A 24,529-nucleotide genomic window follows, 5' to 3' on the forward strand; every position below is an offset into this window, starting at 1 on the left:
AAAAGAATATCTATTCTTAGAATTGCTCTCTACCAGAAAAATGGAAGTTACTTTCAATTTCTGCATTTTCATCAGAATCTGAACCATGTACTGCATTTTCTCCCATAGAAGTTGCATATAACTTTCTAATCGTACCTTCAGCAGCATCAGCAGGATTTGTAGCACCAATTAAGGTTCTAAAATCATCTACAGCGTTATCTTTTTCTAAGATTGCAGCTACAATTGGTCCACGTGTCATAAATTCTACTAACTCTCCAAAAAACGGACGCTCATTATGCACAGCATAAAAAGTTTCAGCATCTGCTTTTGTCATTTGAGTTTTCTTTAAAGCTACGATTCTAAAACCTGCAGCATTTATTTTTTCTAAGATTGCACCTGTATGTCCGTTTTCTACAGCATCAGGTTTAAGCATTGTAAATGTTCTGTTTGTTGCCATTTTATTTTATAAAATTTTTGCAAAAGTACGTCTTTTAATGTGATTTGCAAGTTAATATGATTGTTTCATTTTTTGAATCAGTTTATTGTTTCTTCCTCTCATTTCTAAATCGATAAAATTCTTTTCGAAATTAAAGTTTAACACTCCAAAACTAATTTCATTTACAACCTTTAGTTTTCTAAATTTATTAGGCTCTCCTGAGTAACTGGTGTAAGAATGTGTTAACCCACTAGATGTAAAATCGGTAAGTTTAAATGGTAAATTAGGTACTTCTGTTTGTGAAAATTCAGAAATATGCCTGTCTCCAGACAAGATTAATACGCCTTTTGCTTTAGATTTAATAATTGTTTCTTTCAATTTTTCTACTTCATGAGGAAAATTACCCCAAGTTTCAAAACCATGTTCAGAAGATAAAACTTGAATACTGCTCACAATAATATTAAAATCTGCAGTCGAAGAATTTAGCTCTTTCTCTAACCAAGACCACTGTGATTTGCCTAAAATTGTTCCTTCACCTTTTTTGTTGGGCATATATCTTCTTTTACCCTTAGCTCTAGTAAGTGCTGTTCTAAAATAACGAGTATCTAATAAAATTACATTGATACTTCCTTTTGAAGTTTTAAATAATTTAGAATAGTGGATGCCTTCTTGATTTCTTCGTTCACTAGTTTTAGCAACACCTAAAAAATCTAAAAACAATTGTTGTGCCTCGTTTTTCTTTGGGAATTCTGTTCCACCATCATTCTCTCCATAATCATGATCATCCCAAGTTGCTAAAACTGGTATTTTGGTTCTAAGAGATTTATATCCATTTTGATTTAATTGTGTCTCATAATCATTTTTCATTTTATCCATATTTTCGGTATCCGAATAAATGATGTCTCCACCCCAAACCCATAAATCTGGATTATTTTTTTCTATTTCTTGCCATAAAACATTGGTTTTGTTCTGTTTATTGCAAGATCCAAAAGCAATAGTAAAATCGTGGTTTGTAGTTTGTTTAGCTAGGTCATTTTGTTTTTTTATATTGCAGTTAGAAAACAACAAACTCGACACAATTAGAACGAAATAATTTCTCATAAAAAAGAGTTAAATAAACAGTTAAATTTTTCAAATGTACTCGAAAATTTAATTAACCAATGTTAATAAATTGTATCTTCGCAACCTATGATTTTAAAAGGATTTGATGAGTTAAAAAAGTTTTTAGAAACTCCTAAAAACATTGTAATTGTAGGCCATAGAAATCCTGATGGAGATGCTGTAGGTTCTACATTAGCTTTAGGCCATTATTTAAGTAAAAAAGGGCACAATTCTACTGTTGTTATGCCTAATGATTATCCCGATTTTTTACACTGGTTGCCTGGTTCTGATAAAACATACAGATTCGATTGGCAAAACAAACAATCTCAAAGAGCAATTCAAAAATCTGATATTATATTCTTGTTAGATTTTAATGCATTCCATAGAGTAGGCTCTAACATGCAAAAAACGTTAGAAGAATATTCTAATGATTTTGCTATGATAGATCATCATCAACAGCCAGATGATGTAAAATATATGTATTCTGATGTAAATATTTGTTCTACTGCGCAAATGGTATACCAATTTATTGATATGAATAAAGATGTAGACCTAATTGATAAAGACATTGCTACCTGTTTGTATACAGGTATTATGACAGATACAGGTTCATTCAGGTTTAGATCTACAACAAGTACAACACACAGAATCATTGCTGATTTAATTGATAAGGGTGCAGAAAATGACAGAATACACAATAACGTTTATGATGCAAATTCGTATAATAGACTATTATTATTAGGTCAGGCATTAAGTAATTTGCAAATTTTACCTTCTTATAAAACCGCTTATATTACATTAACAGACGAAGAAAAGAAACGCTTTGATTTTCAAAAAGGAGATACAGAAGGAGTTGTAAATTACGCTTTGTCTTTAAAAGGAATTATTTTTGCAGCAATTTTTATTGAAGATAAAGAACAGAATATTATAAAAATTTCTTTTAGATCTAAAGGAAAGTTTTCTGTAAATCAATTTGCAAGAAACCATTTTGAGGGTGGAGGACATGATAATGCTGCAGGAGGTAAATCGCATTTATCTATGGAAGAAACTGTAACAAAATTCTCATCGCTTTTAGAGAATTATAAATCAGACTTAGAGTCGTCTTATGAAGTATAAAGTACTCCTTTTTTTACTGATGGTTTTCATGTTTTCGTGTTCTAAAATTGAACCTAGAAAGCCAATTAACCCTAAACCATCAACAACACTTTATTTTGAGGCGATGCAGCAAAATAAAATATTAAATAAAAATACAGATTTACTTATTGAGCAACTTATTCAAAAAGATTCTACACAAAATTACATACAATCTTCAGATGGTTTTTGGTATACTTACAATAATAAGATAGAAGAAGATAAACCAACACCTAAACAAGGAGATGAAATTACATTATCTTACTCCATTTCTGACCTTAATGATTCAATCATTTACAGTAAAGATGAGTTGGGTTTAAAAAATTATAAAGTAGATAAAGAAGATTTTATAACTGGCCTTCAAAAAGGAGTAAAATTGATGAAAGAAGGCGAAACAATAACATTTATATTGCCTGCTTACAGTGCATTTGGTATAACAGGAGATAACAATAAAATTGGTTTAAACCAATCAATAAAGAGTACAGTAACATTAATCAACATAAATAAATAGAAAATAATGAAAGCAATTAAAAGTTTAGCGTTAGTAGCAGGATTAGCTACTATGGTTTCTTGCAACAATCAAAAAGCAGATGTAAAATCTTTAGAAACAGAATTAGATTCAGCTAGTTATGCTTTAGGTATGGATATGGCCATTAAAATTAAATCTAATTTTAGCGAAGCTAAAACAGATATGTTTTTACAGGGCTACAGAAATGGAATGGATTCAACAAATATGTTGATGAAGGAAGAAGAAATTGGTAGTTTCTTAAGAACTTTTTTCCAAAAGCAACAATTAGAGAAAGCAGAAAACGAAGCATTAAAGAAGTTTGGTGAAGTTAAAGCTGCAGGTGAGCAATTTCTAGCTGAAAATAAAGGTAAAGATGGCGTAATTACTACAGATAGTGGTTTACAATATATGGTTTTAAAAGAAGGTGAAGGTGATGTTATAGACCCAACAAGTAAAGTAAAATTACATTATCATGGAACTACAATCGATGGGAAAGTTTTTGATAGTACAGTTGATAGAAATCAGCCATATGAAACAAAGGCAAATGTATTTATTCCAGGTTTTAACGAAGGTTTAGCTATGATGAAAGTAGGTTCTAAATACAAATTCTTTATTCCACAAGAATTGGCTTATGGAGCACAACAAAGAGGTGAATTAATCAAACCATTTTCTACTTTAGTTTTTGAAGTTGAGATTTTAGAAATTTTAGAAGACTAAATGAAAAAAGGAATATATAGCGTACTATTTTTAATACTACTTTTTAGTTGTAAGCCAGCCGAATATAAAGATCTAAATGATGGCCTTTATGCTGAAATACAAACTAATAAAGGTGATATTTTAATAGAACTTTACGCAAAAGATGTTCCTATGACTGTGGCTAATTTTGTGGCTTTATCTGAAGGTACAAATAATAGAGTAGCAGACTCTTTACAAGGTAAAAGATTCTACGATGGAATTAGATTTCATAGGGTTGTAGATAATTTTATCATTCAAGGAGGAGATCCTACAGAAACAGGAAGAGGAACTGCAGGTTATAGATTTGGAGACGAATTTACAAGAGATAAAGAAGGTTCTTTAAAGTACAAGCACGATGATGCTGGTATTTTATCAATGGCAAATGGAGGTCCGAATTCCAATGGTAGTCAGTTTTTTATTACACATAAACCAATTCCACATTTAGATGGTAAGCATAGCGTTTTTGGTAAAACTATTGTAAACTCTAAACAATTAGCAGCTTTAAAAAAGAAGTTTACAGATTCTCTTGCTTTACAAAAAGCAATAGATTCTGTAAGAATGGTTGTTGTAAATAGCATTCAAAGATTAGATACTATAGAAACTATCAAAGTTATTAGAATTGGTTCTGAAGCTAAATCTTTTGATGAAGCAGAAATTTTTGATACTAAATTATCTCAATTTGCAGAAAGCGAAGAAGATCGTCTAAAAAAGGAGAAAGATATTGAAACTGCTAGATATTCTAAATACTTAGCAGATAAAGATGCTTTTCTCGCAAAGATGGATGAATCTAAAGCTACTAAAACAGATTCAGGTTTACGTATTTTGAAGTTGAAGAGTAATCCTTCAGGCAAAAAGGTAGTAGATAATAAGCCAATTCAAGCACATTTTACATTGTATACTGCAGATGGTAAGAAAATTCAAACTACAGAAGAAAATAGCAAACCCTTTGTTTTTCAGTTAGATGATGAAGAAAGACCTATGATTACAGGTTTTAAAGAAGGAGTTAAAAACTTAAGAGTAGGAGAAAAAGTAAGACTTTTTATTCCCTATTACATTGGATTTGGAGAAGCCAAATATGGACCTTTTCCTGCCAAATCAGATTTAGTTTTTGAAGTAGAAATCTTAGAAATTGGTAAATAATTTGTTTGAAACAATATTACAGGTAGACAAGCAAGTTCTTATTTTTTTAAATAATTTAGGAACAGAACAATGGGATCCATTTTGGAGAGCAGTTACAAAGCAGTTCAATTGGATTCCATTATTTGCTACTATCATTTTTTTAGTAATTAAAGCTTTTGGATGGAAACGTGGTGGATTCATTATTCTAAGCATGATAGTTTTAGTTGCTTTTTCAGATCAATTTACCAATTTAGTTAAAAATTTTATTGAAAGGTTAAGACCGAATAACGATCCTCAAATAAAGGACTTGCTAAGAACTGTAAATGGTTATAGTCCTGGAGGTTATAGTTTTATGTCTGGCCATGCAACAACATCTACTTTTTTTACAGTTTACACACTGCTTTTACTAAAAGATAAATATCAAAAATATATATACTTAATGCTGATTTTTCCTCTAGTATTCTCTTATTCTAGACTCTACTTAGGTGTTCATTTTCCTATTGATATTTTAACAGGAATAAGTATTGGAATTATTTTTGCTAATTTATATTTTACATTGTACAAAAAATTAGATCAAAAGTTATTTAAAGTATAATTAAAGAATTTCTACCAAGTATCTGGTTTCTAATGCCTCTTTTCTAGTTTCTTTATTTACGAATTTCAAATTGAGCTTACTTACTTGAAAGTTATCAATTTTTTTTACAATCCTAAAATTTACATTATTTCTTATAAATAAATCATATTCAGTTTGATTAACGTAAAAAATACGTCCTTTTTCTTGATTTATTTTTAAAGTATCAACCCTTTTAAATCCACTATCTAAATAATATTCAAAAGCAAAATGTTTGTTTCTATTGTCTATTAAACTACCTTTCTTCTTATAATTTTCATTTACAAATCTTGCAGCAGATACTCCACCTTGATACTCTAAAATTGTTGGATAAAAATGCGTAAATAAGAAGGAATACACATTTAAAAACAGTAAAATAGTACTTAAAAAGATAAAACTAGTTTTATTTATTTTTGATTTGACAATTCTATAAAATGCAATTATAGATACTATTAAGGTTATTAAAAAGAATGCATTAAATTGTGGTTTTAGTAAATACCAAATAGCTGCAATTAAAAGTATAGCAACAGCATTTTGAAACCAAGTAATAAATTTAAAACCTTTGAATAGGTGTATTTTTCCTGTTTCTATTTTATAAATTAAATCAGCAACCATAACAGCCATAAAAGGAAAAATAATATTGGTATAATGTGCTAATTGAAATTTACTCAGCGAAAAAATAAATAAGGCAGACAGGCTTATAAAAATGGTAAAGAATTCTTCTTTAGCATTTACTTTTTTAATATTCTTTTTAATTTTAAAAAAAGTAGCTATGTAATAAAGAATTCCCCAAGGTAAAAAAGCCCATAAAATGGTATGTAGAAAAAAGAAAACATCACCTGATCCTTTTATTGGTGCTGTATTAAAAAAGCGTCCAAACTGGCTATCCCAAAAGAAAAATTTAAGACCAGAAGTGTTTTTAGAACCAAAGATTATTTTATTTGGTTGCGTATCAAATTGTATGTATAAGGTATAAAGTTCAGGCAGGATAAAAATAAAAATCAATACTATTGCTAATAACCAAATAGGATTGAATATTTCGTTCCATTTTCGTTTCACAATTAATTCTCCTCCCAAACCAATCATTAAGGGTATTATTGCAAATATACCTTTGGTCATAATTGCAAAAGCAGCAAACAAACAAGCAAAGATTAAATGCTTTATGTGTTTTGTTTTTAAGTACTTATCTATAAAATAAATGGTACTTATCATAAAAGCAGTTAAATAAGGTTCTGCTCTTACATCAAAATTAGAAATAATACTGTGTGTTGCTGTAGCCAATATTAAAGCTGCGTAAATCGCTGTTTTTATACTGTAATTTTCCCTAGTAAATTTATAGGTGAAAGAGATTCCAGAAAAAAATATTAAAACTGCAGGTAGTTTATAAGCAAAATTGGAAACACCAAAAAGTTTAAAAGATAGAGCAGTAATCCAAAATGGTAAATGTGGTTTATCTAACCAATCATGTCCTAAAGAATAAAGGTTTATAAAGTCATTATTTGTATAAATAGTCTTAGAAATACTGGCATAAAGAGCAGCATCAGGATCTATTAAGTCTAATGGCATACCAAACAAGGTAACAACCAAAATCAATAAAAATACTAGTAAGAATATTCTATTCTCTGATACTTGGAATTTTTTAAACATTTTTGTAATGCTTTTATTTTGTTTGTTTTTCTTCTAAAAGGGCATTTACAAAATTCTCAAATTCTTCTGTAAATTCTTTGTATTTATCTCCAGCTGCAGGACCATTAAAACCTGTATGTATTTTTCTAACTTTTCTATTGCTGTCTAAAAATAAGGTAGTTGGGTACGAAATTAAGTGGTTTAACATTGGTAATTTTTGTTGCGCCAAATCTTTATTGGCTGCATTGCCAAACTGAGCTAATAGTACTGGGTATTCAATACCCAATTTTTCTTTTAAGCGATTAATTCTATCATAAGCCTTTAATCTAGTTTTAGCAACTTCGAAGGCTAGAGAAATTACTTGTACATCTTCATTCAGATTTTCTTTTAAATAATTTACAAGAAACTTGCTTTCATCCAAACAATTAGGGCACCAAGTTCCCATAATTTGTATGATGATGATTTTATTTTGAAATTCAGGATCACTTAAAGAAACCACTCTTCCTCTAGTATCTGGAAAAGAAAAGTCGAAAAACTCATAACCTTCTTTTATGTAGGTTAATTCTTCTTCGTTAGGTAATTCGTAGTCAGGATTTAATTTTGCAGTAAAAGGCTCTTTCCAATGATTGTCTGAATAGAATAAACCATTTAACGTAGAATCTGTGGCTTTTGCTTTAAACAAAAAAGCATGTGCGCCATCAAAGGTGGAAAGCCTTAAAGTATCACCATCCATAACACCTTCTAAATAACGATAATCACCAGAAGTAGTTCTGAACGTTCCTGTAACAGTATTTCCTTTTTGTTCAAAAATTCCTTTTGCAATATATTTATCAACTTCAGAATTGTAACTAAAAACAGTTTCCCAATTTCCTGTTACAGAAACAATGGCTTTCTTTTTGACAGAAAAACGGGCAGAATCTTTAACCGCTTTAAAAGGAACAATTCTATCCAAACTAGGTTTATGAAAATTACCATTTAAACCATCATCATTTAATTTAGCTAAAATATATCCTTCAAAAACAGGGGTTTGAATTTTAATAGAATCATTGCTATAAGAGATTTCATCTACTTTAATTTTTTCATCAGCATTAAAAATTGTGAGTAAAGTATCATTTTCTACCTCAAATAAAAACGGAATTTCTTCATCATCTTGAATTTGTAAAAAACCTCTGTAATTTCCTTTTTCTAATGTTTTTGTTTTCTTAGAAGTACAAGAAAAACATATTAAAAATCCTATTAAGGCTACTAGTAATCGCATTTATTAAATTTAAAAGAAGGTCAAATTTACAATAAAATACTTACATCAATATTTAATAAAATAGCTAAAAAAGATTAATTTAGCCGCTGAAAAAATCAAGAGGAAAACATGAAGATATCTTACAATTGGTTACAACAATTTCTACAAATAGATTGGGATGCAGTCAAAACAGGTGAGTTGTTAACTGATTTAGGTTTAGAAGTAGAAGGTATAGAAACCAAAGAATCTATTAAAGGTAGTTTAAAGGGTATAGTTATCGGTAAAGTTTTAACCTGTAAACAACACCCAAATGCAGACAGATTAAAAGTTACTACAGTAGATTTAGGAGATGGAAACCCTGTACAGATAGTATGTGGAGCACCTAATGTTGCAGCAGGTCAAAAAGTACCTGTGGCTACTATTGGTACTTTATTGTATGATGATAAAGGAGAAAGTTTCAAAATTAAAAAAGGTAAGATTAGAGGTGAAGAGAGCCATGGAATGATTTGTGCTGAAGACGAGTTAGGTTTAGGTAGCAGTCATGATGGTATAATGGTTTTAGATGAAGAAATTAAAGAAGGTACTCTAGGTGCAGATGTTTTTAACGTAGAAACAGATTATGTTTTCGAAATAGGATTAACGCCAAACAGATCTGATGCCATGAGTCATTACGGTGTTGCCAGAGATCTAAAAGCAGGTCTAATACAACAAGACACAAAACTAGAATTAATTTCACCTTCTGTTAGTGATTTTCATGTTGATGAAAGAACGTTGCGTTTTGATGTTGAAGTAGAAGATAAAGATTTAGTGCCTCGTTATTGTGGAATTACAATTACAGATGTAACTGTAAAAGATTCTCCAGAGTGGATTCAAAATAGGTTAAAAGCAATAGGTTTAACACCAAAAAACAATATTGTAGACATTACAAATTATGTGTTGCACGAACTTGGGCAACCTTTACATGCTTTTGATGCTCAGAAGATTAAAGGAAATAAGGTAATTGTAAAAACTTTAGAAGAAGGTACAAAATTTACCACATTAGATGAAGTAGAAAGAACTCTTTCTGCAGATGATATAATGATTTGTGATGCAGAAGAAAATCCTCTTTGTATTGGTGGTGTTTTTGGTGGATTAAATTCTGGAGTTACAGAACATACAAATTCAATTTTCTTAGAATCAGCATATTTTAATCCTGTCTCTGTTAGAAAAACTGCAAAAAGACACGCATTAAATACAGACGCTTCTTTCCGTTTTGAAAGAGGTATAGATATCAATATTACAGAATATGCTTTGAAAAGAGCAGCATTATTAATTGAAGAATATGCAGGAGGTAAATTAGCCTCAGATATTTCAGATTTTTATCCTGTAAAATTAGAAGACTTTCAAGTTTTCTTGTCTTATGACAATGCATATCGTTTGATAGGTCAAGAAATTCCAAAAGAAACTATCAAGAATATTTTAGCTTCTTTAGAAATTAAAATTAATAGTGAAACTGAAGGAGGTTTAGGGCTAACCATACCATCTTATAGAACGGATGTACAAAGAGAAGCAGATATTATAGAAGAAATTTTAAGAGTGTATGGCTATAATAATATTGAGTTTTCTCATAAATTAAATACTTCTATTTCTTTTGATTCTAATAAAGAAACCAAAATAGAAAATGTAGTTGCAGAACAATTAAGTGCTTTAGGTTTTAATGAAACTATGGCAAATTCGCTTACTAAAGCAGATTATACAAAACTATCAGATAATATAAATGAGGAGGCTAATGTTGCAATGTTAAATCCTTTAAGTAATGATTTAGGAGTTTTGCGTCAGTCATTATTATTTAGTGGTTTAGAGTCAGTTTCTTATAATTTAAATCGAAAAAATAACGCTCTAAAGTTTTATGAGTTTGGTAAAACATATCATAAATATTCAGAGAAGTATCAAGAAAACAAACATCTTACGCTTTTTGTTACGGGTAACAGAACTAAAGATTCTTGGAATGCGAATGTTGCACAATCAGATTTCTTTTATTTAAAAGGTGTGTTAACTTCTGTATTTGAAAGATTAGGTATTGCTAAACTGAAAAGTACACCAACTAAAAATGATGTGTTTTCAGAAGGTTTATCTTTTAGTTTAGGTAAAATTAAGTTAGCTGATTTTGGTGTAATCAAAAGAAGTATTTTAAAAGAATTTGGTATTAAGCAAGAGGTTTTATTCGCAGATTTAAACTGGGAAAACATCTTACAATTGGCAAGTAAAAAGTCAATCAAGGTTTCTGAACTTTCTAAATTTCCTTCTGTAAAAAGAGATTTAGCTTTATTGTTAAATAATAAAACCGAGTTTAAAGAAGTATACAATTTGGCTTTTCAATCAGAAAGAAAATTGTTGAAAGAAGTTGATTTATTTGATGTTTATGAAGGTGATAAATTACCTGAAGGTAAAAAATCATATGCTGTTAGTTTTGTATTGCAAGACGAAAACAAAACTTTAGAAGACAAACAGATAGATAAAATAATGCAAAAATTGCAAGCAAGCTTCGAAAAGAATTTAGAAGCTGTATTAAGATAATTTCTAAGCTCCATTTATGGAGCTTTTTTTATATTTGTAAACTATGTATAAAGCAATCATAAGACCTATATTTTTTCTATTTGATCCGGAAAAAATTCATTATTTCACTTTTTCTTTAATTCGCACGCTTTCTAGAATTCCTGGATTTCCAGCTATTTTTAGAGGCATGTATCAAGTAAATGATAAGAAATTAGAAAGAAATTTATTTGGCTTAACTTTTAAAAACCCTGTGGGTTTAGCTGCTGGTTTTGATAAAAATGCGGTGCTATATAATGAATTAGCCAATTTTGGTTTTGGTTTTATAGAAATAGGTACTGTAACTCCAAAGGGTCAAGAAGGTAATCCTAAGAAAAGATTATTTCGTTTAAAAGATGACCAAGGAATAATTAATAGAATGGGTTTTAACAATGAAGGATTACAAGCAGCAATTCAAAAACTAAAAGGAAATGCAGGTAGATTAATTATTGGTGGAAATATTGGTAAAAACACACAGACCTTACCTGAAAATTATACAGCAGACTATATTGAATGTTTTAATGGCTTGCATCCTCATGTAGATTATTTTGTGCTGAATGTTAGTTGTCCTAATGTTGGTAGCCATGCAAAATTAAATGATAAAGATTATTTGATTGAATTAATAACTGCTTGTCAAAAACTGAATAATACTAAAGAAGTACAAAAACCTATTTTATTAAAAATTGCTCCAGATTTAAATGACATACAGTTAGATGAAATTATAGCCTTAGTTGCTGAAACTAAAATTGATGGCGTAATTGCTTCTAACACATCTACAACCAGAGCTAATTTAAAGGCATCTGAAGAACGTTTAAAAGAGATTGGTAATGGAGGTGTAAGTGGACAGCCAATTAAGAATCAGAGTACAAAAGTAATTCGTTATCTGGCAGAAAACTCTAATAAATCATTTCCAATAATAGGAGTAGGAGGTATACATTCTGCAGAAGATGCTTTAGAAAAAATTGAAGCTGGTGCAGATCTTGTGCAAATTTATACAGGATTTATTTACGAAGGTCCAAGCTTAATCAAAAAAATAAATAAGGCTATTTTAAAGACGGCTTAAACTCTTTTCTAGTGATTGAAACATTACTGTCTTTTGCTTTGGCAACATCAATCTTGGCAATTTCTCCTGGACCAGATAATATTTTTGTGCTTACTCAAAGTATTGTAAATGGTAAAAAATACGGTTTGGCTACTGTATTTGGCTTAATTACTGGTTGTTTGGTGCATACTACTTTACTCGCATTTGGAGTTTCTTTAATTATTAAAGAATCAGAAACTCTTTTTTTTATTATCAAGTTATTTGGTGCTTTCTATTTACTGTATTTGGCTTATAAAGTTTTTAAATCTGATGCAACTATTTTATTAAGTGATAAAAATGTGGCTCAAAAAACGACCAAGCAATTATTTAAACAAGGATTTATAATGAATGTTTTAAATCCTAAAGTATCAATTTTCTTTTTGGCATTTTTTCCTGGCTTTTTGTTTTCAGATGATCTTTCATCTGTAGTTCAATTTTATATTTTAGGTTTTATTTTTATGTTCGTTTCTCTAATTATTTTTTCTTCAATAGCTATTCTTGCAGGAGTAATTTCTAACAAAATAAAAGAAAATTCGAAAATAGGAGTGTACTTAAAATGGTTGCAAATAGTTGTTTTTGTTAGTATTTCTATATTTATATTGATATAAAAAAAAGCCTCACATATGTGAAGCTTTATTTTATTCAAGTGGTAATTTTTATTCTTTTACTTCAGGCTCTTTAATACCTAATTTTGCCATCACCTTTTTAGTAATGTCATAATTGTCATCTATATAAGCATATTGATTACCAGCTATGGTAAGTATTAAAGTAAAACCTTCTGCTTTTGCAATTTCATCAATGGCAGTGTTTAATTTTTTATATAATGGTCTCATTAACTCATCTTGTTTCAACTGCATTAACTTATTTCCATTTTCTTGATATTTCTTAATATCTTGTTCTAAGGCTGTTAGTTCTTGAATTAAGGTTTTCTTCATTAATTCACCCATTTCCTTCTCTTTTTCTCTAAAGTCTGCAACTCTTGTTTGATAGTCTTTCATTTTAATAGAAAATAAAGAATCTAATCTTGAACCATAAGATTGAGACCTTTCTATTACCACTTTTGCTTCTGGCATAAGGTTAATAATATAATCGCTATCAATTGTTCCTGTTTTAGATTGTGCAACAGAAATAGTACTAATTAAAGAAATAAATAAAAAGGTAATTTTGAATTTCATATTGGTGATTTTAGTGAGGCAAAGATATAAAAGAGAATGACTTACGAAAATGTGAATCCTTTAAAAAAAGTTAAAGTTTATTTGTTTAAAATTTTAGTAATTTATTGTAATCATATTCATTTTCAATTGATGATTTAGCGTCTTTTAAAAGATTTTCTATTTCAATATCTACAATCTCTTTTTTCTGATCATCATTAGTATAATTTTTTAAATCTTTTAGAAAGCTTAAAATTTTAGTTACAATAATTACATCGTGTTTGGTATACGTTCTTAAAGAAGCCATAACTCTATAAAGCAGTTCCTCAAAAGAAACGATATCTAATAAAACTACACAATTGTCTTCTTCAAAAATAAAATCGTTTTCTTGTTTTTGAATTCTTAATTTAAAAAGCTCATGTAAGTAGTCTATTGCATTCATTGCAGTTCCTGGATCATTAATTCCTGGAGACATGGCTTTTAAAGCAATTTCTTTTAGGTGTTTAAAGGCTATTAAATAGTTGTCTTCTATAAATTCATCATTAGAAAAATCGAAAGCTTTGTAAATTTTATCAATAGTATCTTCACTTAATTCTTTCTCAGTTTTGAATAGAATTTCACCTTTGTAACAAATGGCGCCTTTTTTTGAAATTACATGTAATTTACAGTCTTCTTCTAGCGCTACTTTTTTTAATAGTTGAATTGACACATCTTGAAAGTAGGCTGTGGTTTTGGTTTCGAAGGAATTCCAATTTTCTGAATCTGCAAATTCAAACGTTCTATTTTCTTCTAACTTTAATAATTTCTGTAATTTTTTCTTGGCAGTAGTACCAATTCTATTCATGATAAACTCAATTTGAATTTCTTGAGAAATAGAATGAATAAAGTAAATAAATGCGCCTAAAGAAAAGACCATTAAAACGATGCTCCATAAAACCGAAAAACCTGGTACTTGATATTTGCTTCCTGTTGGCTCTATAAAAACAAGAATAAAAATGCAGTACAAAATTGTAGCTATGTAAATACCTAATATAATTTGATGTTTTCTATTTGATATTAAACCAGGTAAAAGTCTAGGAGAAAAATTGCTAGATGCTTGATTTAATAAAATCATTACCATGGAAAAACTAAAAACCATAATCGATATTAGACCACCAATAAATGAGGTTAAAATAACTCTGGCAGTTTCTGTATCATTAATTACCAATTCTGGTAAAAACGCTATTAAATATTTAGAAATACCCCTATTTTCTGCATACATCATGAGATAAGCAAACAGAGCACCAGCAATAGAAATAATGGTAGGAAAGAAGGCTATTTTATCTTTTAGATGATAAATCCTTCTAAAAATCTGTATAAACTTATCTTTCATTTTTTATTTCTTCTTCAATAGTTGCTATTATTTTACTGCTACTCTCATTAAAATCAAACCAAATGGTATTTGGATCTTTTTTAAACCAAGTTAATTGTCTTTTGGCAAATCTTCTTGTATTTTTTTTAATTTCAGAAATAGCAAAATCCTTTGTAAATGTGCCATCAAAATAATTAAATAATTCTCTATAACCCACAGTTTGTAGTGCATTTAGGTCTTTATGCTCATACAATCTTTTGGCTTCATCAATTAAACCATTATTGATCATAATGTCTACTCGTTGATTAATTCGATCGTAAATCAAAGCTCTATCTGCAGTTAACCCAATTTTAATACTTTTAAAATTACGTTTTGCTTTTGGTTTGTTTTTAAACGAAGAATAGGTTTTGTTGGTACCAATACAAATTTCTAAAGCCCTCATTACTCTATGAGGATTTTCTAATTCGATGTTATTATAGGTCTCTATATCTAATTCCTTTAGCTTTTGCTGTAATGAGGAAATTCCATTTTCTTCTAATTCTTTGGTGAGGTCTACTCTAATTGTAGGGGCTACTTCTGGAAAATAATCCAAACCTTTTAAAACGGCATCAACATACAAACCACTTCCACCAACCATTATTTGGGTATTGTTTTCTTTAAATAAGTTGTTCAGTTTTTGCAAAGCATCTCGTTCAAATTCACCAACGTTATAAGGTTCAAAAATACTTCTATCTTGTATAAAATGATGTTTGGCTGCAGCAAGTTCTTTTTGATCTGGTACAGCTGTTCCAATTTCCATTTCTTTAAAAAACTGTCTTGAGTCACAAGATAAAATATCACTCTTAAAATGATTGGCTAATTTTATGCTTAGTGCAGTTTTACCAATAGCTGTTGGTCCAACTATGGTAATTAAAGTATTGTTTGCTTTTTTTATCATGGATTTAAAATGCTACCACAATTATAACAGAAAACTGCTTTTTCTCTATGCTTTTCCTTTAAACAATTTGGGCAAGATTGTGTGCTGGTATTGTGTTCTTCTGGTGTTTTGGTCATTTCAGAACTTACAATTCCTGTAGGTATTGCAATAATAGAGTATCCTAAAATCATTATAACACTAGAAATTAGTTGTCCTAAAGGCGTTTGTGGTGCTATATCTCCAAAACCAACTGTTGTAAGTGTTACTATAGCCCAGTAAATACTTTTAGGTATGTTATTGAAACCATTTTCTGCACCTTCTATCATATACATTACTGTTCCTAAAATGATACAGACAATTAAAACAAAAAATAAGAAAACCGCAATTTTTGCTTTGCTAGCTCTAAGTGCTAACAATAATTTATTACTTGCACCTATATATCTTGCCAATTTTAAGATTCTAAAAACCCTTAATAACCTAAGAGCTCTTAAAGCTACTAAACCTTGAGAACCTGCATATATTAGCGATAAGTAAATTGGTATGGTTGATAAAAAATCTATAATACCAAAAAAGCTAAAAATATATTTGGTTGGTTTATTGATTGATATGATTCTAAAAATATATTCTAAACTAAAAAGAATGGTAATTATCCATTCACCTATTATAAGCGTATCATGATATTTAGCATCGAAGCTATCTACACTTTCTAGCATTACAAGAATAATACTTGTTAAAATGGCTATTAGTAAAATAACATCAAACAATTTACCTTCACGTGTATCAGCCTCATAAATAATTTCATGAAGTTTATGTTTCCAGTTGCTTTTTTGAGGTTTTATTTCCAATTGAGTTTAAAATTTCTACTACAATACTACAAATATTTAATGAGTTTATAATTTTTTTTACCTCAATTTTCTCTTTGTTTATAAGGATTTTGAAAAAAAATAAAAAAAAATGAACTTTTTTAAAACCGTACTTTAAAATTCCTCGTAAGTATTAGTGAGATTCAATTATAAATAACTAAAACTCACACAATGAAAAAAACAAAAATTTTAGTAGGAGCCATTTTCGTAGCGATTATAGGTTTAATGACAGTTGCAGCAGATCATATTGATGCACCAGCAGCTGCAGGTACAAGTGCAGACATTACAGATTTCTATGCTTTTCAAGGAGAAGACACAGATAATTTAGTGTTTGTTGCTAATGTTCAAGGATTATTAAGTCCTTCAGCAACAGGTTCAGCATCTTTTGATGAAAATGTAATGGTAGAATTCAATATTGATATTGATAATGACAATATCGAGAATTTGGTAATTCAGGCAATACCAAAAGATGGTAAGATGTATTTCTTTGGGCCTTATCCTCCTCAAACAACAGGATTAAATAGTACTATCAATGAAATGGCTACAAAATCATCAGTAGATATTACTGCCTATGGTTCTAGTGCTGTAGTAAGTAATGAAAATGGTATGAAGTTTTTTGCAGGGCCAAGAGATGATCCTTTCTTTATGGACTTTGCTAGATATGGAGAAATTATTGGTGGTAATGCACCAGGTTTTAACAATCCAGGAGCAGATACGTTTGCAGGTACTAATGTATTATCTATTGTAGTAGAAGTGCCAAAAAGTCAAATAGGTAGAACAGGTACAATTAATACTTGGGTAGAAGCAAAATCAAGACAATAATTAACACAAACTTTAAAAATAATATCATGAAAATAAATATTCAAAAATATATAGCAATTTTAGCACTATCACTTATCGTAATTAGTTGTGATAATGATTCAGATGACTTAACCATAGATAGCGATTTCGCAGGAACTTTTGTTCAAAAAGATCAAATGGGTAGACCAGCAGTAAACACTGTATTTGTATCATCATCTAGTAAAGATGCATTTAATACTACAATTCCTTCTCAGCAAGGAGCAATGTTTCAATCTATGTTTGAAGCGAACTTAACTGGTTTAAGTCCTGCTTTTTCAAACCCTGGAGACACAAATGCATTAGGTTTAACAGCATCAGCATTTACAGGTTTATTAGCAACAGATGTATTAAACGTTTCTTTAGATGGTAAAACTACCTTTTTTGACGGTACAAATGTTTTAACTGGTAGAGCTTTAGCAGATGATGTAATTACAGTAGAATTATTGTTGATTTTTGGTGGAGAAGACTTTACTGAAAACCCAACACTTTCTGATGACAATGTTGATGCGAATGATAAAGACTTTTCAACGTCTTTTCCTTACCTAGCTTCACCTTGGTAAAAATATAAATAGCGAGAGCTATTACACTACTGGCGTATGTTGGGGGATGTACGTCAGTATTTTAAGAAATTTACAAAATACCCTAAAAACCCCTAGTTTAAAATTTATTTTAAACCAAAATCCCTTAAAATATACAGGTGTAAAATCCCTATTATTGCACCTGTTTTTTAATAAAAATCCAAACTAAAACAAACTACAAATCATGAAATATTTCCAACTTATTTTATTATTTGTAACTATTTCTACAACAATTAGTTGCAATACAAGTAAAACCAAACAAATAACAAACTCACAAGATTATCAAGCGTATTTAAATATTGAAGAAAATATATCGTTAAACTTGGTACAAAAAGATTTAGAATTTTGGACTGATAAAATTAACAGTACTCCAAATCAATATCCATATTATTCTAAAATGGCATCTGCCAATTCTCAAATCTTTAAATTAACAGCAGACATAAATCAACTAAAAAAAGCAGAAGAGCATTTAACTATTGCTAACGCTAAAACAAACTTTAATAATGCTGGTTACTTAAGAGCATTAGCAAGAAATTATATTTCTCAACATCGTTTTAAACAAGCTTTAGATTTATTAATAAAAGCAGAACAAAATGGTGAACATCTAAATAGAACTCAATTCATGTTGGTTGATGTTTATTTAGAATTAGGAGAAATGGATAAGGTAGAAAGCTACTTATCAAAATTAAAAAACTTTAATGATTTCGATTATTTAATCAGACTTTCTAAATACAACGATCATTTAGGAAATTTAGACAACGCAATTTTATATTTAGAAAATGCTTTAGAAATTGCAGAGAATTCTAATAATCAAAATCTTATTCAATGGAATTATACAAATTTAGCAGATTATTATGGTCATGCAGGTAGAATAGAAGATTCTTACAATGCTTATTTAAAAGCCTTGGCTATAAACCCAAATAATAGCTATGCAAAAAAAGGTATTGCTTGGATTGTATATTCTTATGAAAGAAATCCAGAAGAGGCTTTAAATATTTTAGATGCAATATCTAAGGAGAATACCTCTCCAGATTACTTCTTGTTAAAATCAGAAATTGCAGGTTTTATGGGAAATATTGTCGAAAAAGAAAAACTTGAGCAACACTATTTAAGTTCGGTTGCGAACGAGAAATATGGTGCCATGTATGCAAAATATAACGTTTTATTATTTGCAGACAAAGCCGATAAAAAACTAGAAGCAATTAATGTAGCTAAACAAGAAGTTATGGAGAGACCTACAGCACAATCTTACGATTTATTAGCTTGGTCTTATTACAAAAATGGAAATGTTGAAAAGGCTTTAGAAATCAGTAATGAATATGTTATTGGTAAAACCTTTGAACCAGAAGCATTATTACATACCGCTTATATTTTAAAGGCAAATGGTAATAAAACAGAGGCAAAAAAAATCAAAGAAGAATTATTAGGTGCTATTTATGAATTAGGGCCTGCTTCTGAAAGTGAAATAAAAAATATATAATCGATTTTAAGTTAAATAGCATGAAACAGTTAACAGTAATTTTTGTTGTGTTTGCCTTTAGTTTACAATCGGTTGCACAAAGTTTAAAAGGTAAAATTGTAGATCAATTTAATGAGCCTTTAGAAAATGTATATGTAGTAAATGATGCTACAAATACGCATACACACAGCAGTGAAAATGGTAATTTTACCATAGAAAAAACAAGAGTAAATGATGTAATTCAAATAAGCATTCTTGGGTTTGAAAAGAAAAATATAATAGTTACACAAGACAACCTAAAGAATGGAATTTTAATAAAATTAGAAACAAGAGTTTTTCAATTAGAAGAATTGGTTTTACGTAAAGAAATTAACGCTTTACAAACAATAACAAAAATAGATTTACAAGTAAACCCAGTTAATAATTCACAAGAAATTCTAAGAAAAGTTCCTGGTTTGTTTATTGGACAACATGCAGGAGGAGGAAAAGCTGAACAAATTTTCTTAAGAGGTTTTGATATTGATCATGGTACAGACATTACATTATCTGTAGATGGTATGCCAATTAATATGGTGTCTCATGCACATGGTCAAGGATATTCAGATTTACATTTTGTTATTCCTGAAACTATTAAAAATATCGACTTTGGTAAAGGACCCTATTATGCGAATCAAGGAGATTTTAATACTGCAGGTTATGTAAATTTTGCCACTAAAACAGGAATAAAAGATAATATGATATCTGTTGGTTATGGAGATTTTAACTCTTTTAGAACAGTTGCTATGTTTAATCTTTTAGAAAACTCTAAAAAAGATGATGCTTATGTTGCTATGGAATATATAGAAACAGATGGTCCATTTGAGTCTCCACAAAACTTTAACAGGCTAAACCTGTTTGCAAAGTATAATACTTTTTTAAGTGATGGAGATAGAGTAACACTAACTGCTTCTCATTTTACAAGTCAGTGGGATGCTTCTGGTCAAATACCAGAAAGAGAAGTTGCCAACGGAAATATTACAAGGTTTGGAGCAATAGATGATACAGAAGGAGGATTTACATCTAGATCTAACATCAATATTCAATTGCAAAAAACGTTAGCTAATAATTCAATTTTAGAAGCAAATGCATTTTACTCAAACTACAATTTTGAGTTGTATTCTAACTTTACTTTCTTTTTAGAAAATCCTATAGATGGAGATCAAATAAAACAATTTGAAGATAGAAATATATTTGGAATGAATGCCAAAATTATTACTGAGAAAAACTATGGTGATATAGAAGCTAAATTTACAAAAGGAGGAGGGTTACGTTTTGATAATATTACTGATAATGAATTATCTAGTACAAAGAATAGACAAGAAATATTAAATAGAATTCAGTTTGGAGATGTGCAGCAAACTAATGCTTACGCTTTTATAAATTCTGAATTTGAAATTGGTAAATTTAAAATATCACCAGCTTTAAGGTTTGATTATTTTAAGTTTTTATACAATGACAATTTAAGTACAACTTATGAAACTCTTAGTAAAACTAAGGCAATTGTTAATCCTAAATTAAATTTTTTATACACGCAGAATAACAATTTACAATGGTTTTTAAAATCAGGTATAGGGTTTCATTCAAATGATGCAAGAGTTGTATTGCAAGATAATGCAGACAAAGTTTTACCTAGAGCTTATGGTGCAGATTTTGGAAACATTTGGAAACCAACAAAAAATATTGTGTTAAACACAGCAGTTTGGTATTTGTTTTCAGAAGAAGAATTTGTTTATGTAGGTGATGCTGGTATTGTAGAACCTTCTGGAAAATCAGAACGTTATGGTTTAGATTTAGGAATTAGATATCAAATTACAGATAATATTTATTTTGATTCTGATGCTACTATTACAAAAGCAAGAAGTTTAGAAGCTAGTGCAGGCCAAGACTATATTCCTTTAGCTCCTAATTTTACGTTGGCAGGTGGTTTAGCATTTAATAATTTAGGAAATTTCTCTGGAGGATTAAGATATAGATATTTAGCAGATAGAGCTGCAAACGAAGATAATAGCATTGTTGCAGAGGGTTATTTTGTGAGCGATTTAAATATTAACTATAATCTTAAAAACATCACATTTGGATTAGCTGTAGAGAATTTATTCGATGTAGCATGGAATGAAACTCAGTTTGCCACAGAAAGCAGATTGCAAAACGAAGCAAATTCTGTAGAAGAAATACATTTTACACCTGGTACACCAATTTTTGCGAAAGCAACAATAACGTATCGATTTTAAAAATATATTGTTTGGTTAGTTTTAGTTGAATTGAAGTGCTTATAGCATTGTTACAATAAGTGCTTCTTTTCACTAAAACAATATCAACTTAAAAGTAAAACTATTGTTTGGTTAGTTTTAGTTGGATGAAATGTCTATTACAGTCTTGTAATAGGCATTTCTATTTTAGTAAACTTTAGTTTTTAGGCAAATAGAGTTGAATTTTCTCGAACTTCACATCATCTAAATGACCCATTTTTTGCTCATCATCTGTAATTAAATGCATGTGAAGATACGAATCATGATGCGTAAAAATTCCTTGGTGATTTTCTGAATAAAAACCTACAATTGTGCAATCTTCATCAAAAATTTTATAATTAACTTGCCCTTGATGTGCCTCTTTAGGAGAGCTAACCTTGCTACCTTTTGGTAAATTTTGAATATGAATTGTTGCTTTGCTAACTTTACCTTTTAACTTAAAGGTAAATGGTTTTTTAAGATCTTTGGAATTATCAGTTATAAAATTTTGTAGTTGAACAATTGATTGTATTTCTAAAGGTAAATCAACTATTTTCCAATCCTTTACGTTTGAATAAACAAAAAAGGGAGCAGAAATGGTGTTGTTCTTTTCAACACTCATTGTAGAGTCTGATGTTACTCTAGAAACATAAGTTTGGCCATCATTTATTAAAAGCTCTCCAGATAAATAACTTACTGGACCTAAACCATATAGACCTTGCGTATTTTTAATTGTATCTAGTTGAATAGAAGGGCCTAACTTACCTTTCCACATGACATCTTTCATTTGACCAACAATGTAAAATTCATTTTTCGTTTTTACAGAAGGTTTACAGCCAGATATAATTATAAGTGAAATTAAGACAAGACAAGTTTTAATACGATTCATTTTTTAAGGAAAGTTTAATCTTCAATACTTCTAACTGGTCTTACATGATTGTAACTAACAGGATTTACACGAGCTTTCTCTATAGGACCAACATTACCATTTAAAAAGAAAACAGCCATGGCATTATTAGGGTCTGAATCTTGTGTTTCTGAGCTCCAATAAAAATCATCGCTAAAATCACCTACCTTCAATTCTGCATACAATTTAGTTCTAATTTCACCTAATTCCTGCAAATCTGGTAAATACCAATCTGTAAAATCATTTACTTCGTAAGTGGAGCAGTAGTCTATTGCTTCTGGCCAATTTAATGTTTCAGGAGAATCTGTTTTTGCTGTAACTTTAATGGTTTTGGTTACCGTATTTAATTTAAAGATAATTCCATCTTGATATAGTTTTCCGTAAACACTATCTATAGGAATGTTTGCATCTAACAAATCAAAAGGAGAAACACCATCATTTAAATATTTTTGAGTAAAAGCCACATCTAAATCTTTGCAATCTACTCCAAAATAACCATCATCACAAAGACAATCACAATCTACAACAGAAGCATTTTCTTCGCAGACTAATAGGGAACAAGTATCAATTTCTTCTGTAGTTTCGTCTTCAGAACTAGAGCCAGAACAAGAAAAAAACAGAAAAGAAATGGCAAGAATACCAATTAATAAATATGTATATTTTTTCATTTTTTATAGGTAACTATAAGATTTGCAAAAATATAACAAATTTTTGTTTGGATGAAATTTAGAAATTTAATGGTTTAAGGTGCAACTGCTCCTAAAGTATATAGTTGCTCTAAGTTAGGAGATTCACTACCTCCAGCAGGTTCTAAAGTAATACCAAATGCTTCAGATTCGTTTGCGTTATCAATTGTAAATATCTTATTAGCATCAGCAGTAAAAGAGTCTAAAGTACCTAAACTTGTAGGTGTTAAAGGACTCAATTTTAAAGACCAAACTTGGTATACCTTACCTTTAGGTGGTTCAGGTAAACCCTTAGCATCTAAATAAATAGAGTTTGTTTTCTTGTCCCAATATACTTTTGCATAAGCTTCAGGATACACAGTTTGCCCATTTAAAGGAACAGAAACAATATCTTTATCTCTAAATACTTCAATTAATTTTTCAGCAGCAGCTAAACTGGTAGATGCACTATCTATTTGCGCTTCTAACGTTTGTTTTTCTAAAGCTAATTGCTCTTTTAATTGATTGTTCTGTAATATAGATAATATTAAAGTAGAGCCTAAAATAACAGCAGCAGCCCAACCCATATACGTTTTCCAATTCGATTTTGGTTTCGTTAATGGTATTACTTTTGGCTCGTTATTAGCTAACTTATCTTTAATATCTTCAAATGAATATTTAGCATCTTTTTTAGCAAAAGCAGTAAGTTGTACAATCGCTTTTTCTATCGATTCTACCTCCGATAGTAACTCAGGATTTTCTAAAATTGCATTGTGCACTTCCTCATTTTCCTTTTCAGAAAGCGAGCCTGCAACATACAGTTCTAAAATTCCAGATGCTATGTAATCTTTACTATTCATTTTTTATACGCCTAACATTGAACGCAATTCGCCAATGCAAGATCTATTTCTTGTTTTAATTGTACCAAGAGGCATGCTTAATTCTTCTGATGCTTCTTTTTGTGTAAAGCCTTTAAAGTATAAGAGTTCTATTACTGATTTACAGGTTTCTCCTAATTTGCTTACAAATTCTTTTAAACCTATTGTATTTGTAGAACTATCTAAACTTGAACTGCTCTCTAATATATCTACGAAAAAATCGGCATTAAGGTTTTGTTTAGACTGTTTAAATTTTTTAGAACGTGTATAATCTATAGCTGCATTTCTAGCTATATTAAGTAACCACGTGAAAAAACGGCCTTTTTTAGCAGAGTAGGTATCTGCTTTGTTCCAGGCTTTTATAAAAACATCTTGAGTAATTTCTTGTGCAACATCATCATTCTTAACAATATTATTTACAACACCAGAAATACTATCACAGTATAAACTGTATAGTTTTTCATAGGCCTTTACGTCCTTTTTCTGAAATTGTAATATAAGTTGTTCTTGCTCCATAAAT

At 29.6% G+C, this 24,529-nt stretch carries 24 protein-coding genes; 12 read left to right on the forward strand and 12 right to left on the reverse strand.

What is annotated here, in order from left to right:
- Window positions 1-16: 16 nt before the first annotated feature.
- Together MED152_RS01345 and MED152_RS01350 are read right to left on the reverse strand one after the other, a co-directional pair.
- A complete protein-coding gene (locus MED152_RS01345) occupies window positions 17-436 on the reverse strand; it encodes a nucleoside-diphosphate kinase (protein ID WP_015480046.1) in 420 nt (139 codons plus the stop codon).
- A 51-nt stretch (window positions 437-487) separates the two neighbouring features.
- A complete protein-coding gene (locus MED152_RS01350) occupies window positions 488-1,516 on the reverse strand; it encodes an alkaline phosphatase D family protein (protein WP_015480047.1) in 1,029 nt (342 codons plus the stop codon).
- An 87-nt stretch (window positions 1,517-1,603) separates the two neighbouring features.
- Between MED152_RS01350 and MED152_RS01355 the strand changes: the two genes are divergently transcribed.
- The 5 genes from MED152_RS01355 to MED152_RS01375 are packed head-to-tail and all read left to right on the forward strand — an operon-like array spanning window position 1,604 to window position 5,604.
- Window positions 1,604-2,632: a bifunctional oligoribonuclease/PAP phosphatase NrnA gene (locus MED152_RS01355; protein ID WP_015480048.1), complete on the forward strand. Its 1,029-nt coding sequence runs from the start codon at window positions 1,604-1,606 to the stop codon at window positions 2,630-2,632.
- On the forward strand, window positions 2,622-3,158 hold the full coding sequence (gene gldI / locus MED152_RS01360; protein WP_041383279.1) for a gliding motility-associated peptidyl-prolyl isomerase GldI: 537 nt from the start codon (window positions 2,622-2,624) through the stop codon (window positions 3,156-3,158). The genes MED152_RS01355 and gldI overlap by 11 nt, the downstream gene beginning before the upstream one ends.
- A 6-nt stretch (window positions 3,159-3,164) precedes the next feature.
- A complete protein-coding gene (locus tag MED152_RS01365; protein WP_015480050.1) occupies window positions 3,165-3,872 on the forward strand; it encodes an FKBP-type peptidyl-prolyl cis-trans isomerase in 708 nt (235 codons plus the stop codon).
- Window positions 3,873-5,030, forward strand: a complete 1,158-nt coding sequence (locus MED152_RS01370; protein ID WP_015480051.1) for a peptidylprolyl isomerase — start codon at window positions 3,873-3,875, stop codon at window positions 5,028-5,030. It begins immediately after the preceding gene.
- A gap of 1 nt (window position 5,031) precedes the next feature.
- Window positions 5,032-5,604: a phosphatase PAP2 family protein gene (locus MED152_RS01375; RefSeq protein WP_041383769.1), complete on the forward strand. Its 573-nt coding sequence runs from the start codon at window positions 5,032-5,034 to the stop codon at window positions 5,602-5,604.
- Here MED152_RS01375 and MED152_RS01380 read toward each other — a convergent pair whose 3' ends face one another.
- Together MED152_RS01380 and MED152_RS01385 are read right to left on the reverse strand one after the other, a co-directional pair.
- Window positions 5,605-7,266: a glycosyltransferase family 39 protein gene (locus MED152_RS01380; RefSeq protein ID WP_015480053.1), complete on the reverse strand. Its 1,662-nt coding sequence runs from the start codon at window positions 7,264-7,266 to the stop codon at window positions 5,605-5,607.
- A 13-nt stretch (window positions 7,267-7,279) separates the two neighbouring features.
- Window positions 7,280-8,503 carry a peroxiredoxin gene (locus MED152_RS01385; RefSeq protein WP_015480054.1) on the reverse strand — a complete coding sequence of 408 codons (1,224 nt, stop codon included), beginning with the start codon at window positions 8,501-8,503 and terminating at the stop codon, window positions 7,280-7,282.
- A gap of 108 nt (window positions 8,504-8,611) precedes the next feature.
- Between MED152_RS01385 and pheT the strand changes: the two genes are divergently transcribed.
- From pheT to MED152_RS01400, 3 genes are read left to right on the forward strand one after another with little or no spacing between them, the layout of a single operon-like run.
- On the forward strand, window positions 8,612-11,038 hold the full coding sequence (gene pheT / locus MED152_RS01390; protein WP_015480055.1) for a phenylalanine--tRNA ligase subunit beta: 2,427 nt from the start codon (window positions 8,612-8,614) through the stop codon (window positions 11,036-11,038).
- Between the two features lie 43 nt (window positions 11,039-11,081).
- A complete protein-coding gene (locus tag MED152_RS01395; protein ID WP_015480056.1) occupies window positions 11,082-12,116 on the forward strand; it encodes a quinone-dependent dihydroorotate dehydrogenase in 1,035 nt (344 codons plus the stop codon).
- Window positions 12,117-12,127: 11 nt separating this feature from the next.
- On the forward strand, window positions 12,128-12,742 hold the full coding sequence (locus MED152_RS01400; protein WP_015480057.1) for a LysE family translocator: 615 nt from the start codon (window positions 12,128-12,130) through the stop codon (window positions 12,740-12,742).
- A gap of 48 nt (window positions 12,743-12,790) precedes the next feature.
- Here MED152_RS01400 and MED152_RS01405 read toward each other — a convergent pair whose 3' ends face one another.
- The 4 genes from MED152_RS01405 to MED152_RS01420 form a co-directional block, all read right to left on the reverse strand.
- Entirely contained in the window at window positions 12,791-13,309 is a 519-nt protein-coding gene (locus MED152_RS01405) for an OmpH family outer membrane protein (protein ID WP_015480058.1), read from the reverse strand.
- Window positions 13,310-13,394: 85 nt separating this feature from the next.
- Window positions 13,395-14,657 carry a DUF2254 domain-containing protein gene (locus MED152_RS01410; protein ID WP_015480059.1) on the reverse strand — a complete coding sequence of 421 codons (1,263 nt, stop codon included), beginning with the start codon at window positions 14,655-14,657 and terminating at the stop codon, window positions 13,395-13,397.
- Complete coding sequence (gene miaA / locus MED152_RS01415; RefSeq protein WP_015480060.1) at window positions 14,647-15,573, reverse strand: tRNA (adenosine(37)-N6)-dimethylallyltransferase MiaA; 927 nt, start codon at window positions 15,571-15,573, stop codon at window positions 14,647-14,649. Before miaA ends, MED152_RS01410 begins: the two co-directional genes overlap by 11 nt.
- Entirely contained in the window at window positions 15,570-16,397 is an 828-nt protein-coding gene (locus tag MED152_RS01420) for an ion transporter (RefSeq protein ID WP_015480061.1), read from the reverse strand. The genes miaA and MED152_RS01420 overlap by 4 nt, the downstream gene beginning before the upstream one ends.
- Window positions 16,398-16,586: 189 nt before the next feature.
- Between MED152_RS01420 and MED152_RS13845 the strand changes: the two genes are divergently transcribed.
- From MED152_RS13845 to MED152_RS01440, 4 genes are all read left to right on the forward strand, one after another.
- Complete coding sequence (locus MED152_RS13845; protein ID WP_015480062.1) at window positions 16,587-17,237, forward strand: DUF4331 family protein; 651 nt, start codon at window positions 16,587-16,589, stop codon at window positions 17,235-17,237.
- A 26-nt stretch (window positions 17,238-17,263) separates the two neighbouring features.
- On the forward strand, window positions 17,264-17,815 hold the full coding sequence (locus MED152_RS13850) for a DUF4331 family protein (RefSeq protein WP_015480063.1): 552 nt from the start codon (window positions 17,264-17,266) through the stop codon (window positions 17,813-17,815).
- A 202-nt stretch (window positions 17,816-18,017) separates the two neighbouring features.
- A complete protein-coding gene (locus tag MED152_RS01435) occupies window positions 18,018-19,313 on the forward strand; it encodes a lipopolysaccharide assembly protein LapB (protein ID WP_015480064.1) in 1,296 nt (431 codons plus the stop codon).
- A 20-nt stretch (window positions 19,314-19,333) separates the two neighbouring features.
- Complete coding sequence (locus MED152_RS01440; protein ID WP_015480065.1) at window positions 19,334-21,562, forward strand: TonB-dependent receptor plug domain-containing protein; 2,229 nt, start codon at window positions 19,334-19,336, stop codon at window positions 21,560-21,562.
- A gap of 175 nt (window positions 21,563-21,737) precedes the next feature.
- Here the strand turns inward: MED152_RS01440 and MED152_RS01445 are convergent, their stop codons facing one another.
- The 4 genes from MED152_RS01445 to MED152_RS01460 all read right to left on the reverse strand — a co-directional run bounded on the left by MED152_RS01445 (window position 21,738) and on the right by MED152_RS01460 (window position 24,525).
- Complete coding sequence (locus MED152_RS01445) at window positions 21,738-22,448, reverse strand: acetolactate decarboxylase (RefSeq protein WP_015480066.1); 711 nt, start codon at window positions 22,446-22,448, stop codon at window positions 21,738-21,740.
- A 14-nt stretch (window positions 22,449-22,462) separates the two neighbouring features.
- A complete protein-coding gene (locus MED152_RS01450) occupies window positions 22,463-23,134 on the reverse strand; it encodes a DUF1566 domain-containing protein (protein ID WP_015480067.1) in 672 nt (223 codons plus the stop codon).
- Window positions 23,135-23,208: 74 nt separating this feature from the next.
- Window positions 23,209-23,991 (reverse strand): anti-sigma factor, encoded by a 783-nt coding sequence (locus tag MED152_RS01455; protein WP_015480068.1) that lies wholly within the window; start codon window positions 23,989-23,991, stop codon window positions 23,209-23,211.
- Window positions 23,992-23,994: 3 nt separating this feature from the next.
- Window positions 23,995-24,525, reverse strand: a complete 531-nt coding sequence (locus MED152_RS01460; RefSeq protein WP_015480069.1) for an RNA polymerase sigma factor — start codon at window positions 24,523-24,525, stop codon at window positions 23,995-23,997.
- Window positions 24,526-24,529: the final 4 nt, after the last annotated feature.

It is taken from the genome of Polaribacter sp. MED152 (assembly GCF_000152945.2).
Taxonomy (GTDB): Bacteria; Bacteroidota; Bacteroidia; order Flavobacteriales; family Flavobacteriaceae; genus Polaribacter.